This window comes from Pseudomonas sp. MB-090624 (assembly GCF_003205245.1).
In the GTDB taxonomy this organism is placed as follows: domain Bacteria; phylum Pseudomonadota; class Gammaproteobacteria; order Pseudomonadales; family Pseudomonadaceae; genus Aquipseudomonas; species Aquipseudomonas juntendi.
Map to the genome: position 1 here is coordinate 1 of NZ_QJRK01000033.1, position 13735 is coordinate 13735.

Annotated in this window: 13 protein-coding genes; 2 read left to right on the forward strand and 11 right to left on the reverse strand. The window is 64.2% G+C overall.

Annotation, left to right across the window (positions count from 1 at the left end; translation table 11 throughout):
- Positions 1-217 precede the first annotated feature (217 nt).
- The 3 genes from holA to leuS form a co-directional block, all read right to left on the reverse strand.
- Positions 218-1255 (reverse strand): DNA polymerase III subunit delta, encoded by a 1038-nt coding sequence (gene holA / locus DMX12_RS18320; RefSeq protein ID WP_110679080.1) that lies wholly within the window; start codon positions 1253-1255, stop codon positions 218-220.
- Positions 1256-1294: 39 nt separating this feature from the next.
- A complete protein-coding gene (gene lptE, locus DMX12_RS18325) occupies positions 1295-1900 on the reverse strand; it encodes an LPS assembly lipoprotein LptE (protein ID WP_110679081.1) in 606 nt (201 codons plus the stop codon).
- Positions 1901-1961: 61 nt separating this feature from the next.
- Positions 1962-4568 carry a leucine--tRNA ligase gene (gene leuS / locus DMX12_RS18330; RefSeq protein WP_054905914.1) on the reverse strand — a complete coding sequence of 869 codons (2607 nt, stop codon included), beginning with the start codon at positions 4566-4568 and terminating at the stop codon, positions 1962-1964.
- 227 nt (positions 4569-4795) lie between these two features.
- On the opposite strand from leuS, the gene DMX12_RS18335 reads away from it, so the two are divergent.
- Positions 4796-5110 (forward strand): hypothetical protein, encoded by a 315-nt coding sequence (locus DMX12_RS18335; RefSeq protein ID WP_009685393.1) that lies wholly within the window; start codon positions 4796-4798, stop codon positions 5108-5110.
- A 135-nt stretch (positions 5111-5245) separates the two neighbouring features.
- Positions 5246-6007: a YdcF family protein gene (locus tag DMX12_RS18340; RefSeq protein WP_110679082.1), complete on the forward strand. Its 762-nt coding sequence runs from the start codon at positions 5246-5248 to the stop codon at positions 6005-6007.
- Positions 6008-6180: 173 nt separating this feature from the next.
- Here the strand turns inward: DMX12_RS18340 and lnt are convergent, their stop codons facing one another.
- The 8 genes from lnt to DMX12_RS18380 all read right to left on the reverse strand — a co-directional run bounded on the left by lnt (position 6181) and on the right by DMX12_RS18380 (position 13647).
- On the reverse strand, positions 6181-7698 hold the full coding sequence (gene lnt / locus DMX12_RS18345) for an apolipoprotein N-acyltransferase (RefSeq protein WP_110679083.1): 1518 nt from the start codon (positions 7696-7698) through the stop codon (positions 6181-6183).
- Positions 7699-7706: 8 nt separating this feature from the next.
- Positions 7707-8546 carry an HlyC/CorC family transporter gene (locus DMX12_RS18350; RefSeq protein ID WP_009685396.1) on the reverse strand — a complete coding sequence of 280 codons (840 nt, stop codon included), beginning with the start codon at positions 8544-8546 and terminating at the stop codon, positions 7707-7709.
- A gap of 25 nt (positions 8547-8571) precedes the next feature.
- Positions 8572-9045, reverse strand: coding sequence for an rRNA maturation RNase YbeY (ybeY, locus tag DMX12_RS18355; protein ID WP_054911688.1), 474 nt, complete (start codon positions 9043-9045; stop codon positions 8572-8574).
- On the reverse strand, positions 9038-10036 hold the full coding sequence (locus tag DMX12_RS18360) for a PhoH family protein (RefSeq protein WP_009685398.1): 999 nt from the start codon (positions 10034-10036) through the stop codon (positions 9038-9040). Before DMX12_RS18360 ends, ybeY begins: the two co-directional genes overlap by 8 nt.
- Positions 10037-10173: 137 nt before the next feature.
- Positions 10174-10719: a tetratricopeptide repeat protein gene (locus DMX12_RS18365; protein WP_029884758.1), complete on the reverse strand. Its 546-nt coding sequence runs from the start codon at positions 10717-10719 to the stop codon at positions 10174-10176.
- Between the two features lie 195 nt (positions 10720-10914).
- A complete protein-coding gene (gene hemL, locus DMX12_RS18370; RefSeq protein ID WP_110679084.1) occupies positions 10915-12198 on the reverse strand; it encodes a glutamate-1-semialdehyde 2,1-aminomutase in 1284 nt (427 codons plus the stop codon).
- A 14-nt stretch (positions 12199-12212) separates the two neighbouring features.
- Entirely contained in the window at positions 12213-12836 is a 624-nt protein-coding gene (gene thiE / locus DMX12_RS18375; RefSeq protein WP_110679085.1) for a thiamine phosphate synthase, read from the reverse strand.
- Positions 12837-12849: 13 nt separating this feature from the next.
- A complete protein-coding gene (locus tag DMX12_RS18380; RefSeq protein WP_029884760.1) occupies positions 12850-13647 on the reverse strand; it encodes a hydroxymethylpyrimidine/phosphomethylpyrimidine kinase in 798 nt (265 codons plus the stop codon).
- Between the last annotated feature and the right edge of the window lie 88 nt (positions 13648-13735).

Sequence of the window (13735 nt, forward strand, 5' to 3'; positions counted from 1 at the left end):
TTGGTGCATGCCTCAATATCGCGCCGTACAAACAAGGCGGCCGCGCGCGCCTGTCACAGGCGTTACTGGCCCGAAACAAACGTAGGAGCGAGCGCAGCTCGCGATTGCGCCGCGCGGGCGGCGCTCGGTTTCACAGGCGCTGCATAACTTGTGGCAAACACCGACAGCCCTGACGCGCACCCTGTGGCTGGCTTGCCCGCGATAGGGCCTGTGACCGTTATAGAGGGGGTAGCGCCAGGCGCTGACCGGCCATCAGCAATGCCAACCGCGCCAAGCCCGTCCACGGCGAACCCTCGGCCTGGCCCTTGATTTGCGCATCGATACGCTGGGCATCCTGCAGCAGTTGCGCCCAGCGCTGCGCCGAGAGGCGCTGCAAGGCCTTGCTGACCAACGGCCGGCGCTTATCCCAGACCGGTGGGCGCGCCTGGCTGAACGCCTTGTCCAGCGGCACGCCCTGGCTGAATTGCTGGGCCAGGCCGGCGAGCTGGCGCAGCTCACGCGCCAGGGCCCAGAGAACCACCGGGGGCTCGACCCCCTCACCGCGCAAGCCTTCGAGCATGCGCAGGGCATGTGCAGCTTCACCGTTGAGAATGGCGTCTACCAGCCCGAAAACGTCGAACCGGGCGCTGTCAGCGACAGCCGACTGCACGGTTTCGACGGTGATCTGGTTGCCTTCGGCCAACAGCTTGAGCTTTTCGATTTCCTGCGCGGCAGCCAGCAGGTTGCCTTCTACGCGCGCGGCAATCAGGTCGACAGCGTCACGCTGCGCCGACAGGCCGGCCTGCTGCAGGCGCTGGTTGATCCATTGCGGCAGTTGGTGCGCATCCACCGGCCAGATCTGGATGAACTGGCAGTGGGCACCTTCGATCAACGCCTTGCCCCACTTGGTCTTCTGCGCGCTGCCGTCGAGCTTGGGCAGGCTGACCAGCAGCAGGGTGTCTTCGGCGGGGTTGGCGCAGTATTCCATCAGCGCTGCAGCGCCCTTGTCACCCGGCTTGCCCGAGGGCAGGCGAAGTTCCAGCAGGCGCCGCTGGGCGAACAGGGACAGGCTGGCACCGGCCTGGAGCAGGGTGCCCCAGTCGAAGTTGGTGTCGGCACTGAAGACCTGGCGCTCGTCGAAACCTTGCTGGCGCGCAGCTTGGCGGATGGCGTCGGCGGCTTCCTGGCACAGCAGCGGGTCGTCACCGCTGACCACGTAGACCGGGGCCAAGGCGCCTTGCAGGTGCTTGTTGAGTTGGGCGGGGGCGAGCTTCATGGGCAGTAGGCGGGGCACCCGAAGGCACCCCGCACGGGCTTAGTTGCCCGGTACTTCCAGGGGCGACTGCTGCGGCGTTTCCGCCTGCTGGCGGCGTGCGGCCTCAAGGGCGGCCGCTTCAGCCTGGGCACGCTGATCGGCTTTTTGCTGCAGCTCGTCCAGCTGGGCCGGGGTCAGTTGCTGCAGGCGCACGACCATGGCGTTGACCAGGTCACGGCGCATTTCCAGGCGGGACCGGGCAGCTTCCTGCTCGGAACCGGTGATGTTCGAGGCATCGCGCACATACACCTTGCGCACTTCCAGCTTGTCACTCAGCAGTTCAAGGTTGTTCAAGCCCTGGATGCTGTAGTCGAGCTGGGTGGTCAGCTCGTACTCGGCAGTGCGGTTACCGCTGTTGTAGCTGGCCGAGCGCTCGCGCTGCTGTTCGTTGGTCAATACCAGGCGGTACGGCGCACCGGTGTGCACATTGACGCCACTGTTCTTGAGCACCTGGCGCAGTTCGGTCACGGTAGGCCCGTACGCGTCACGCGCACTGACGTCCATTTCCTTGATGCTCAGCTCGTTGGTGCCAGTACCGCGCAGCTGGAAACCGCAGGCGCTGAGCATGACCGCCAGGCCAATTACCAGCAAATTGCGTTTGATCATGTTGTTGCTCCCTTGTGGGCCTGTTCCGCCCGCCCGCAGTGGCTGCGGGCGGGCGTTGCCATCAGTTGGCGACGATGTTGACCAGCTTGCCCGGTACCACGATGACCTTGCGAATGGCCAGGCCGTCGATGAAGCGCAGGACGTTCTCGTTGCTGCGCGCGGCGGCTTCGATTTCTTCGCGGCTGGCGGCGGCCGGCATTTCGACCTGCCCGCGCAGTTTGCCATTGACCTGCACCACCAGGGTGACGGTGTCCTGCACCAGCGCGGCTTCGTCGACCGCTGGCCAGCCAGCGTCGATCACGGCCTGATCATGGCCCAGCTGCTTCCACAGCTCGTGGGAGATGTGCGGGGTGATCGGCGCCAGCAGCAGGGTCACGGCTTCCAGGCCTTCGTGCAGCAGGGCGCGGTCTTGCGCCGTGGCTTGCGGGGCTTTTTCCAGCACGTTCATCACGGTCATCACCTGGGCGATGGCGGTGTTGAATTTGTGGAACTGGCCGACGTCGGTGCTGGCCTGCTTGATGGCGGCGTGAATGGCGCGGCGAATGACCTTCTGTGCGTCGTCCAGGGCGGCGACATCCAGCTTGCCCGGCAGGCCTTGGGCAACGTGTGCCTGGGCCAGGCGCCAAACACGGCGCAGGAAGCGGCTGGCGCCTTCGACGCCGGAGTCGGACCATTCCAGGCTCGCGTCAGGTGGCGAGGCGAACATCATGAACAGGCGGCAGGTATCGGCGCCGTACTGGTCGATCATCGACTGCGGATCGACGCCGTTGTTCTTCGACTTGGACATCTTCTCGGTGCCGCCGATTTCCACTGGCAGGCCGTCGGTCTTCAGGCGTGCGCCAATGATCTTGGCCTTGGCATCGCGTTCGATCTCGACATCGGCCGGGTTGAACCAGTCCTTGCCGCCGTTGCTGGCAACGCGGTAGTAGGTTTCGGCCACGACCATACCCTGGGTCAGCAGGTTCTTGAACGGCTCGTTCGAGGTGACCAGGCCTTCGTCACGCATCAGCTTGTGGAAGAAGCGCGCATACAGCAGGTGCAGGATGGCGTGTTCTATACCGCCGATGTACTGGTCGACCGGCAGCCAGTGGTTGGCCGCTTTCGGGTCGACCATGCCACCTTCGTAGTTCGGCGAGGCGTAGCGGGCGAAGTACCAGGACGACTCGACGAAGGTGTCCATGGTGTCGGTTTCGCGCTTGGCCGCAGCGCCGCATTTCGGGCAGCTGCACTCGTAGAATTCTGGCATGCGCGCCAGTGGCGAGCCGGCACCATCGGGCACCACGTTCTCCGGCAGGGTCACCGGCAACTGGTCTTCTGGCACGGGCACGTCGCCGCAGGACGGGCAGTGGATGATCGGGATCGGGCAGCCCCAGTAGCGCTGGCGGCTGATACCCCAGTCGCGCAGGCGGAACTGGGTGCGCGATTTGCCCAGGTCCTTGCGGATCAGGGCTGCTTCGATGGCGTCGAAGGCGCCGGCAAAGTCCAGGCCGTCGAACTCGGCGGAGTTGATCAGTTGGCCGTGCTCGCCATAGGCGTCCTGCCACTCGTTGCCGACTTCATCGCCCGCACTGGTGCGTACTACGGCCTTGACCGGCAGGTTGTACTTGCGGGCGAACTCGAAGTCGCGCTCGTCGTGAGCCGGCACCGCCATTACCGCGCCATCGCCGTAGTGCATGAGCACGTAGTTGGCGACCCAGACCGGCAGCTTCTCGCCCGTCAGCGGGTGCTCCACCAGCAGGGAAGTGGCCATGCCCTTCTTCTCCTGGGTGGCCATGTCGGCTTCGGCAACGCTGCCGGCCTTGCATTCTTCGATGAACGCCTGCAGCGCCGGGTTGCCCTGGGCAGCCTGGGTGGCCAGCGGGTGCTCGGCGGCGACGGCGACGTAGGTGGCACCCATCAGCGTGTCGGGGCGGGTGGTGAAGACCTTGAGCGTGCCGGCGTGGCCGATGCTGGCCTGGTCGTAGGGGAACTGGACTTCCATGCCGCGTGACTTGCCGATCCAGTTGCGCTGCATGGTCTTGACCTGCTCAGGCCAGCCCGGCAGTTCGTCGAGGCTTTCCAGCAGCTCATCGGCGTAGTCGGTGATGCGGAAGTAGTACATCGGGATTTCGCGCTTTTCGATCAGCGCGCCGGAACGCCAGCCGCGGCCGTCGATGACCTGCTCGTTGGCCAGTACGGTCTGGTCTGCCGGGTCCCAGTTCACGGTACCGTTCTTGCGGTAGATGATGCCTTTCTCGAACAGGCGGGTGAACAGCCACTGCTCCCAACGGTAGTAGTCAGGCTTGCAGGTGGTCACTTCACGTGCCCAGTCGATGGCCAGGCCCAGGCTCTTGAGCTGGGTCTTCATGTACTCGATGTTTTCGTACGTCCACTTGGCCGGGGCGACGTTGTTCTTCATCGCCGCGTTTTCCGCGGGCATGCCGAAAGCGTCCCAGCCCATCGGCTGCAGCACGTTCTTGCCCAGCATGCGCTGGTAGCGGGCAATCACGTCACCGATGGTGTAGTTGCGCACGTGGCCCATGTGTAGCTTGCCGCTCGGGTACGGGAACATCGACAGGCAGTAGTAGGTGTCCTTGCCTGGCTGTTCGGTAACAGCGAACGATTGTTGCTCGTCCCAGAAGTTCTGGGCGGCGGCTTCGATATCACGGGGCGTGTATTGTTCGTGCATGGCTACTTTTTGCTGAGAGGGAAGAGACCTTGTTCCAGGCAGCGGAACCTCGCTGCGTCCGGCACTCCGGTGTCATTTAGAGTGAACGCCGTAGCATACAGCAGCGCTGCGTATCGTGGGAAACCTTCGTTGCGAATGGCCGCTGGTCGCTGCACCCGGCTGCTTTTTGCAACGACGCTAAGCTCTGGTGTGGGGGGAGATATTCTTATCTTCAATGAGGTGAACGGATGGGAGAGACGCAGCTACCCGCAATCAGACCGGAGCTTTACGAGCGCCTGATCGACCGGCTTGGCCTGGCACTCGAAAGCGCCAGGACCTCTGTGCGATTGCGCGACGAGATGCCAGCCGAGCTGGAGTTGCGTGGCCTCAGCCACGCAGAGTTCGAAGTGATCAAGGCCTACCTGGAAGCCCTTCCGGGGCGCCGTAATGCTGCTGTCGGCAGTTACCCACAAGCGGAGCCGGCATCAGCCAAGATTATCTGGCTCAAGGACCAGAAGCGCGCTGCCACTGCGGCCAGTTCCAGAACGCTGCGCCAGCGCTAGTCGTTCAGGGCGCCCGGCGCAGGCCACCGCGCCACGGTCATTCATCATTCATACAGCTTGCGATCGGCACCGGCCCTACCTTGTTGACCGGTGCCGATCCTTTTAGGCTGCACGCCTGCCAAGGAGGTGTGGCCGATGCCCATACGATTTTTCATCAAACAATGGCTGATGCCGCCGGGCATCTTGTTCCTGTTGCTGCTTGCCGCATGGTGGTGGCGTGCGCGCCGGCCACGGCTGGCGGCGCTGTGTTTTGGCGTGGGGCTGGGTGGCTTGTGGCTGATGAGCTTGCCGCTGGTGGTGCAGGAAACGGCCCGCGTGCTGGAGACCGAGCCGCCACTGGCCGTGGGCGACTGGGCGGGCCTGGCAGGGCGGGCAGACGCCATCGTGGTGCTGGGCGCGGGCCGTGAACGTGGCGACCCGGCCTGGGGCGGCAGTGACCAGCCCACGGCCACGGCGCTGGAGCGCATGCGGTTTGCCGCGCGGCTGGCCAAGGCCTCCGGTTTGCCGGTGCTGACCAGTGGCGGGCTGCACTATGGCACGCCGCCGAGTGAGGCGCGGTTGATGGCCGATCGCCTGCGTGAGGATTTCGCGGTCGAGGTGAGGTGGCGCGAAGAGGCCAGCCGCACCACCTGGGAGAACGCCCAGCTGTCGGCCAAGGTACTGCAGCCGCTGGGGATTCGCCGTGTGGTGGTGGTCACCCAGGCCTGGCACATGCAGCGTTCGCGCTGGAGCTTCGAACAGGCAGGGTTCGAGGTGGTGCCGGCGCCGGTGGGGTTCCTTGGGCGCGAGCATGCGCGGCCGTTTGGCGGGTTGCTGCCGGAAAGCCGGGCGATGTGGCAGAGCGGGCAGTTGCTTAATGAGGTGGTGGGGCTGGTGGGGTACCGGGTGTTCTATTGAATTCAGGTTTGCGCGGTTCCTTGTCGGAACAACTGTCTTTCTCCAAATTTGACGAGCCTGCGCGATTCATTGTGGGAGCGGGCGTGCCCGCGAAGCAGGCGACGCGGTGTCTGGCACCGGCTCCGCCGGTGTTCGCGGGCCAGCCCGCTCCTACAGAGACCGTGTAATGCCGGTTAGACAGTTTTGGCTATGCGCCCGGCCAGCAATGCCCAGCCCAGCAGCAGCACACAGACAATCGCCAGCGGCCACGAACGCCATTGCAGGTAAGGCGTGAGCTGCTGCATCGGCACCACTTCGCCATACATTACCGCCTGCTGGAATTGTGGTACCTGCGTGGTGATACGGCCGAACGGGTCGATCAGCGCGGTCACACCATTGTTGGTGGCGCGGATCATCCAGCGGCCGGCTTCCAACGCACGCATCTGCGCCATCTGCAGGTGCTGCAGCGGGCCGATCGAGGTGCCGAACCAGGTGTCGTTGCTGATGGTCAGCAGCAGGTCGCTACGCGCCGCCAGCCCTGCAGCGAATTCCGGGTAGACCACTTCGTAGCAGATGTACGGGGCAATCTGGTAACCCTTGGCCTGCAGCAGTGGCTGGTCTTCCGGGCCGCGGGCAAAGTCCGACATGGGCAGGTTGAAGAACTCGATGGCGCCACGCAGCATGTCCTGCAGCGGCACATACTCGCCAAACGGCACCAGTTTCTGCTTGAGGTAGGTGCCATCGCCTTCGCCGGCCACCGTGATACCGTTGTAGTAGCGGCGCTGGTGATGCACCTCTTCGCGTACCGGTACGCCGGTGATCAGCGCCGAATGCCGTTCGGCGGCAAAGCGGCCCATCACATCGATGTAGCCCTGGGCCTGGTCCTTGAGCACCGGCACCGCGGTTTCGGGCCACACCAGCAGGTCCACTGGCTTGGAACTGAAGCTCAGGTCACGGTACAGCGCCAGTTGTGCATCGATGTGCGCCGGGTCCCATTTCAGGTCCTGTTCGACGTTGCCCTGTATGGCCGCCACTTTCAGCGGGTCGCCAGCCGGCTTTGTCCAGGCATGGCCTTTGAGTGCCAGGCCCAAGGCCCAGGGCGCCAGCAACAGCACCGCGGCAATGGCCAGGAACGAAGGGCGCGCGCGCAGGCGGTGCAGGTTGCACAGCAGGCCGGCAGTGAGGGCCAGGGCGAAGGAAACCAGCCATACGCCACCCAGCGGGGCAAGGCCTGCCAACGGCCCGTCGAGCTGGCTGTAACCGGCGTAGAGCCAGGGAAAACCGGTCAGGAACCAGCCGCGGAAAGCTTCCTGCAGCAGCCACAGGGCGGCGAAACACAAGGCGTCGGCCAGCGGCGCTTCGTTGCGCCGCAACCAGCGCGCCCACAACCAGGTGGGCAGGGCGAAGAACCACGCCAGGGCGGCGAAAAATGCCAACAACAGCACGATCGCCAGCAACGGCGAGGCGCCGCCGTAGGTGGTCATGCTGACGTAGATCCACCAGGTGCCCGCGCCGTACAGGCCAAACCCGAACCACCAGCCACGCCACATGGCCTGGCGCGGGCTGAGCTCGCGCAGGCCCAGGTAGAGCAGGGCGATCGATAGCAAGGCCAGCGGCCAGATATCGAACGGTGCCAGGGCCAGGAGGGTGGATGCGCCGGCCGCCAGGGCCAGCAGGTTACCGGGCCAGCCGGGGCGGGTGATCCAACGCATGTTTGTCCTTAACGGTTGATCGGGGTCAGGCGCAGCAAGTGTATCCGCCGGCTGTCGGCGTTGAGAATACGGAACTTGTAGGCGCCGATCTCGGTGGTTTCGTTACGCTTGGGCAGGTGGCCAAAGGCACTCATCACCAGGCCGCCGACGGTGTCGAACTCGTCATCGGAGAACTCGCTGTCGAAGAACTCGTTGAAGTTTTCGATCGGGGTCAGCGCCTTGACCAGGAAGTCACCGCTGGGCAGCGGCTTGATGTAGCTGTCTTCCTCGACATCGTGCTCGTCCTCGATATCGCCAACGATCTGCTCCAGCACATCCTCGATGGTGACCAGGCCGGCCACGCCGCCATATTCGTCGATGACCACGGCCATGTGGTTGTGGTTGGCACGGAACTCGCGCAACAGCACGTTCAGGCGCTTGGACTCGGGCACGAAGGTGGCCGGGCGCAGCAAGTCCTTGATATTGAAGCTGTCGCCGTTCTCTTTGAGGATGAGCGGCAGCAGGTCCTTGGCGAGCAGGATCCCGAGCACATCGTCATGGCTTTCGCCGATCACCGGGTAGCGCGAGTGCGCGGCGTCGATCACCGCCGGCAGGAATTCGCGCGGCGACTGGCTGGCCTTGATGCTGATCATCTGCGAGCGCGGGACCATGATGTCGCGCACCTGCAGGTCGGCGACCTGGATGGCGCCTTCGACAATGGTCAGCGCCTCGCTGTCCAGCAGTTTGTTCTGATGGGCTTCGCGCAGCAGCTCCAGCAGCTCCTGGCGGTTTTTCGGCTCATGGGCAAAAGCCTGGGTCAGTTTACCCAGCCAGGACTTCTGCCCGTTGCTCGATCGATCTTCGCTCATGGCGGTTCTCGTGATCCTTCGTGTATCAGTGTGTGAGGGTGTCGGTTTCATCATCGGCATAGGGGTCGGGGTGACCCAGTTCTGCCAGCAATTCTCGTTCCAGGCCTTCCATCTCCTCGGCTTCCTCATCGTCGATGTGGTCGTAGCCAAGCAGGTGCAGGCAACCGTGGATGACCAAGTGGGCCCAATGCGCGTTCAGCGCCTTGCCTTGTTCGGCCGCTTCGCGCTCCACCACCGCCACGCAGATGACCAGGTCGCCCAGTAGCGGGATATCGAGCAGGTCATCGGGTACATCGGCAGGGAACGACAGCACGTTGGTCGCGTAGTCCTTGTGCCGGTAGGTGTGGTTCAGCTCACGGCCTTCGGCTTCGTCGACCAGGCGAATGGTCATTTCCGAGTCGGCGCTGCGCTGGCGCAAGGCCAGCTCACACCAACGGCGGAAGTCCTCGTCGCCCGGGGCAGCGGCATCGGTGGCCCGTTGAATGTCGAGTTCAAGCATCTTTGCCGGGTGCCTCAGGCTTGGCCTGGCGGGCATCGAAGCGGTCATAGGCCTCGACGATACGCTGCACCAGTGGATGACGAACCACGTCTTTGGGCTGGAAGTGGGTGAAACTGATACCCGGCACGTCCCGCAATACTTCGATGACGTGTGCCAGGCCCGACTTGGTGCCACGGGGCAGGTCGACCTGGGTGATGTCGCCGGTGATCACCGCGGTAGAGCCGAAGCCAATACGGGTCAGGAACATTTTCATCTGCTCGAGCGTGGTGTTCTGGCTTTCGTCGAGGATGATGAAGCTGTTGTTCAGGGTGCGGCCGCGCATGTACGCCAGCGGGGCGATCTCGATGACCTGGCGCTCGATCAGCTTGGCCACGTGCTCGAAGCCGAGCATTTCGTACAAGGCGTCATACAGCGGGCGCAGGTACGGGTCGATCTTCTGCGCCAGGTCGCCAGGCAGGAAGCCAAGCTTTTCGCCTGCCTCGACCGCCGGGCGTACCAGCAGGATACGGCGCACCTGCTCGCGCTCCAGTGCATCCACGGCGCAGGCCACTGCCAGGTACGTCTTGCCGGTACCGGCCGGGCCGATGCCGAAGTTGATGTCGTTGGCGAGGATTTCCTTGACGTAGCGCTGCTGGTTCAGACCACGCGGGCGGATATTGCCCTTGCGGGTGCGCAGCGACACGCTGACTTCGTTGACGGCCGGGTTGTCGATGTGCTCGACGGCCGACTCCTGCAGGTACAGGTGCACGGTTTCCGGTGACAGGTCAGTGGCCTTGGTCTCACGGTAGAGACGGCGCAGCAGCTGTTCGGCCGCAGAGGTTGTCTTGGGTTCGCCGATCAGTTCGAACTGATTGCCACGGTTGCGTATTTCGATGGCCAGGCGCTGTTCGATCAGGCGCAGGTGCTCGTCGAACTGGCCGCACAAGTTGGCGAAACGGTTGGCCTCGAATGGTTCGAGGATGAAACGATGGGGTTCTATGGGTGCGTTCAAGGTCGTTTTTAGCCGCTCGACGGCAATGGAGTTGAACTCAAGAATAACCCTTGAATGGCAGTGGCGAAAGCACTGAAACGATCAAGGGTATGTTCGCCCTGCACCGGGCGTGTGTACCCATGCTGGCGTACTGGCGGTCAGGGCAACGGTGAGAACGGCGTGCGCCCTTCGGCGTTCTGCAGTTCCAGCAGGTATTTGCGGAAAATCTGGCCGAGCACCTGGGTGGCATGCTCCAGGTCGTCGCGAGGCATTTGCTCGGTGACTTCGTCGGCCATGTCCAGCGCGTCTTCGGCACCGTTGACCGCGGCCATTTTCAGCAGGATGTACGCCTGCACATTATTGGCCTTGACCCCTTCGCCATGGAAGAACATGGCCCCCAGGCGATACTGGGCATCGGCCTGGCCTTGCAGCGAGGCTTTCTGGAACCAGTCCAGGGCTTTGTTCAGGTTCTTGGGGGTTTGCGTGTAGTAGTACTCGCCCAATTCGAACTGCGCCTGGGCGTCCCCCGCGCTGGCGGTCTGCTCGCAGGCCTTGAGGGCGTTTGCCAGGTCTTCAGGCTGAACGTTCAAGGTGCAGCGCCCCGTTGCCGGAATGAGCAACGAGTTACCGCCCTCCGCCAGGGCCAGCAGGGGCTGAAGAAGCAACAGGCAGCCCAGGGTCAGGGCGCGGCCGGTGCGGTTCATGGGGATCGACTTACCTCTGCAAAGCTGCGGCCAATGTCTCTGGTGGCACATTATGGGATAAGCAGCGCCAACCTTACAAAGTTTTACTCGAATTTCTGCTTGGTTGGGGAAGTCAGCTGATTGTGCATGAATAATTGTTGCCTGTACCGGCCTCTTTGCGGGTGAGCCCGCGAAGATCCCGGTACAGGCAAAGCATCACTTCAGGGCAGCAAACGCCTTTTCAGCCGCATCCAGGGTGATCTGCAACTCCTTGTCGCCATGGGCGATGGAGGTGAAGCCTGCCTCGAACGCGCTCGGTGCCAGGTACACGCCACCGTCGAGCATCAGGTGGAAGAAGCGCTTGAAGCGCTCGGCATCGCTGGCCATCACGTCATCGAAGGTGACGATATCGTCGGCACCGCTGAAGTACAGGCCGAACATGGCACCGGCCTGGGTGGTGACGAACGGCACCCCGGCGGCATCGGCGCGCTGTTGCAGGCCGTCGAGTATGCGGCTGGTGTAGTCGGTCAGTTCGGCGTGGAAGCCGGGGCGGCTGATCAGCTTCAGGGTGGTCAGGCCGGCGGCCATGGCCAGCGGGTTGCCCGACAGGGTGCCGGCCTGGTAGACCGGGCCCAGCGGGGCGATGCAGCCCATGATTTCACGCTTGCCGCCGAAGCAGCCGACCGGCATGCCGCCGCCGACGATCTTGCCGAAGGTGGACAGGTCCGGGGTGATGCCGTAATGGCCCTGGGCGCCACCCAGGGAAACGCGGAAGCCAGTCATCACTTCGTCGAAGATCAGCACCACGCCATGCTTGTCGCACTGCTCGCGCAGCCCTTCGAGGAAGCCCGGGGCCGGTGGCACGCAGTTCATGTTGCCGGCCACTGGCTCGACAATGATGCAGGCCACGGTCTGGCCAACTTCGGCCAGGGTCTTCTCGACGGCAGCGATGTCGTTGAACGGCAAGGTCAGGGTGTGCTTGGCGAAGTCGGCTGGCACGCCCGCCGAGCTGGGTACGCCCTGGGTCAGCAGGCCGGAGCCGGCTTTTACCAGCAGGCTGTCCGAGTGGCCGTGGTAGCAGCCTTCGAACTTGATGATGGCATCGCGACCGGTGTAGCCACGGGCCAGGCGGATGGCGCTCATGGTGGCTTCAGTGCCCGAGCTGACCATGCGCACCATTTCCATCGACGGCACGATCGAGCAGACCAGGTCGGCCATTTCGGTTTCCATGGCCGTTGGCGCACCGTAGGACAGCCCGTGCTGCAGCTGCCTGCGCACCGATTCCAGCACCTCGGGGTGGCCGTGGCCGAGGATCATCGGGCCCCAGGAGCCGACGTAATCGACATAGCGCTTGTCGTCCTCGTCAACGACGTAGGCGCCCTCGGCATGCTTGAAGAACAGCGGCGTACCGCCAACGCTCTTGAAAGCGCGGACCGGCGAGTTGACGCCGCCGGGGATGTGCTTCTGGGCTTGGGCGAACAGGGCTTCGGAACGGGACATGGGAATCTCTCGAATCAGGATGCGAACAAGGCGTTGAAGGCGCGGGCGCGGCGGGTAACTTCCTGCGCGCTGTCGGCACCGAACAGGCCGTGGATCACCGCCAGCAGGTCGGCGCCATGGGCGACCAGCGGGGCGGCGTTGTCGAGGGTAATGCCGCCGATCACCGCGATCGGCAGCTTTACTTGGGCGCGAGCCTGCTCCAGCAGCTCGATACTGGCGGCAGGCGCGCCGGGCTTGGTCACGGAGTTGAAGAAGCGGCCGAAGGCCACGTAGCTGGCACCTTCCTTGGCGGCCTGGGCGGCCAGCGCGAGGCTGGCGTGGCAGGTGGAACCGATGATCGCCTGGCGGCCGAGCAGGGCCCGGGCCGGGGTCAGCGGGCCGTCGGTCTGGCCCAGGTGCACGCCGACGCCCAGGCGCGCGGCCAGCTCGGCGTCGTCGTTGATCAGCAGCCGCGTGCCATAGCGCTCGCACAGCTTCATCAGCGCTTCGGCTTCACGCAGCCGGCGCGCTGCGTCGTCGCTTTTGTCGCGGTATTGCAGCAGGCACACGCCGCCTTCCAGCGCCGCTTCGACATAAGACAGGAAACGGCTGGCAAGCAGTTGACTGTCGGTAATGGCATACAGGCCACGTAGCTTCATGGAAAGCCTCGTTTCAAGCGCAGAAGTCCAGGGGCAGGCGGCGCGGCACGTACTGGCCTTTGCCCAGCTGCTCGGCGTCACGCAGGGTGCGCCAGGTGTAGTCAAGGGCGCTGCGTACGGCACTTTCCAGCTGCTCGCCCAAGGCCAGGCGGCCGGCCAGGGCGCTGGCCAGGGTGCACCCCGAGCCATGGTAGCTGCCTGGCAGGCGCTGGCAGGTCCAGGTGTATTGCTGGCCGTTCTGGGTGTACAGGCGGTTGTGGATTTCGTCTTCGTCGCCGTGCCCGCCTGTAATCAGCAGGTGCTTGCAGAACGGCAAGAGCTTCTCGGCACACGCATCGGCGCTGCCCTCGGGCAGTTCGGCGAGAATGCGTGCTTCAGGCAGGTTCGGCGTGGCGATGGTCGCCAGCGGCAGCAGGCGTTCGCGCAGGGCATAGCCTACTTCATCCTTGCCCAGGCGGCCGCCGCCGCCGGCGCGCAGCACCGGGTCGCAGACCAGCGGCAGGTGCGGGTGGGCGGCCAGCAGCTCGGCCACGGTGTCGACCATGTCGATCGAGCCAAGCATGCCCAGCTTGACCGCGGCAACCGTGGAGTCGGCCAGTACGGCGTTAGCCTGGGCCAGCACCCACTCGCGGTCGAGTACCCGGAAGTCGGAAACATTGACGGTATCCTGCACGGTCAGGGCAGTCACGGCGGGTGCAGCGTGACAGCCTTGGGCGAGCAGGGCTTCGATATCTGCCTGCAGGCCGGCGCCGCCACTTGGGTCGTGGCCGGAGAGACAGAGGACAACGGGGCGGGAGCTGTAGGTATTCATGGTCGGCGAGCTTACCACCAAACCTGTTTGGGAGAATCGTCCGACAAACCGGATTTACTGATCGAATGGTCAGCTTATGGTTGGCATC

What these genes read in the sequence shown, in the direction of transcription:
- holA (WP_110679080.1), bottom strand. Translation starts at nt 1,255, where the DNA reads ATGAAGCTCGCCCCCGCCCAACTCAACAAGCACCTGCAAGGCGCCTTG.
- lptE (WP_110679081.1), bottom strand. Translation starts at nt 1,900, where the DNA reads ATGATCAAACGCAATTTGCTGGTAATTGGCCTGGCGGTCATGCTCAGC.
- leuS (WP_054905914.1), bottom strand. Translation starts at nt 4,568, where the DNA reads ATGCACGAACAATACACGCCCCGTGATATCGAAGCCGCCGCCCAGAAC.
- DMX12_RS18335 (WP_009685393.1), top strand. Translation starts at nt 4,796, where the DNA reads ATGGGAGAGACGCAGCTACCCGCAATCAGACCGGAGCTTTACGAGCGC.
- DMX12_RS18340 (WP_110679082.1), top strand. Translation starts at nt 5,246, where the DNA reads ATGCCCATACGATTTTTCATCAAACAATGGCTGATGCCGCCGGGCATC.
- lnt (WP_110679083.1), bottom strand. Translation starts at nt 7,698, where the DNA reads ATGCGTTGGATCACCCGCCCCGGCTGGCCCGGTAACCTGCTGGCCCTG.
- DMX12_RS18350 (WP_009685396.1), bottom strand. Translation starts at nt 8,546, where the DNA reads ATGAGCGAAGATCGATCGAGCAACGGGCAGAAGTCCTGGCTGGGTAAA.
- ybeY (WP_054911688.1), bottom strand. Translation starts at nt 9,045, where the DNA reads ATGCTTGAACTCGACATTCAACGGGCCACCGATGCCGCTGCCCCGGGC.
- DMX12_RS18365 (WP_029884758.1), bottom strand. Translation starts at nt 10,719, where the DNA reads ATGAACCGCACCGGCCGCGCCCTGACCCTGGGCTGCCTGTTGCTTCTT.
- hemL (WP_110679084.1), bottom strand. Translation starts at nt 12,198, where the DNA reads ATGTCCCGTTCCGAAGCCCTGTTCGCCCAAGCCCAGAAGCACATCCCC.
- thiE (WP_110679085.1), bottom strand. Translation starts at nt 12,836, where the DNA reads ATGAAGCTACGTGGCCTGTATGCCATTACCGACAGTCAACTGCTTGCC.
- DMX12_RS18380 (WP_029884760.1), bottom strand. Translation starts at nt 13,647, where the DNA reads ATGAATACCTACAGCTCCCGCCCCGTTGTCCTCTGTCTCTCCGGCCAC.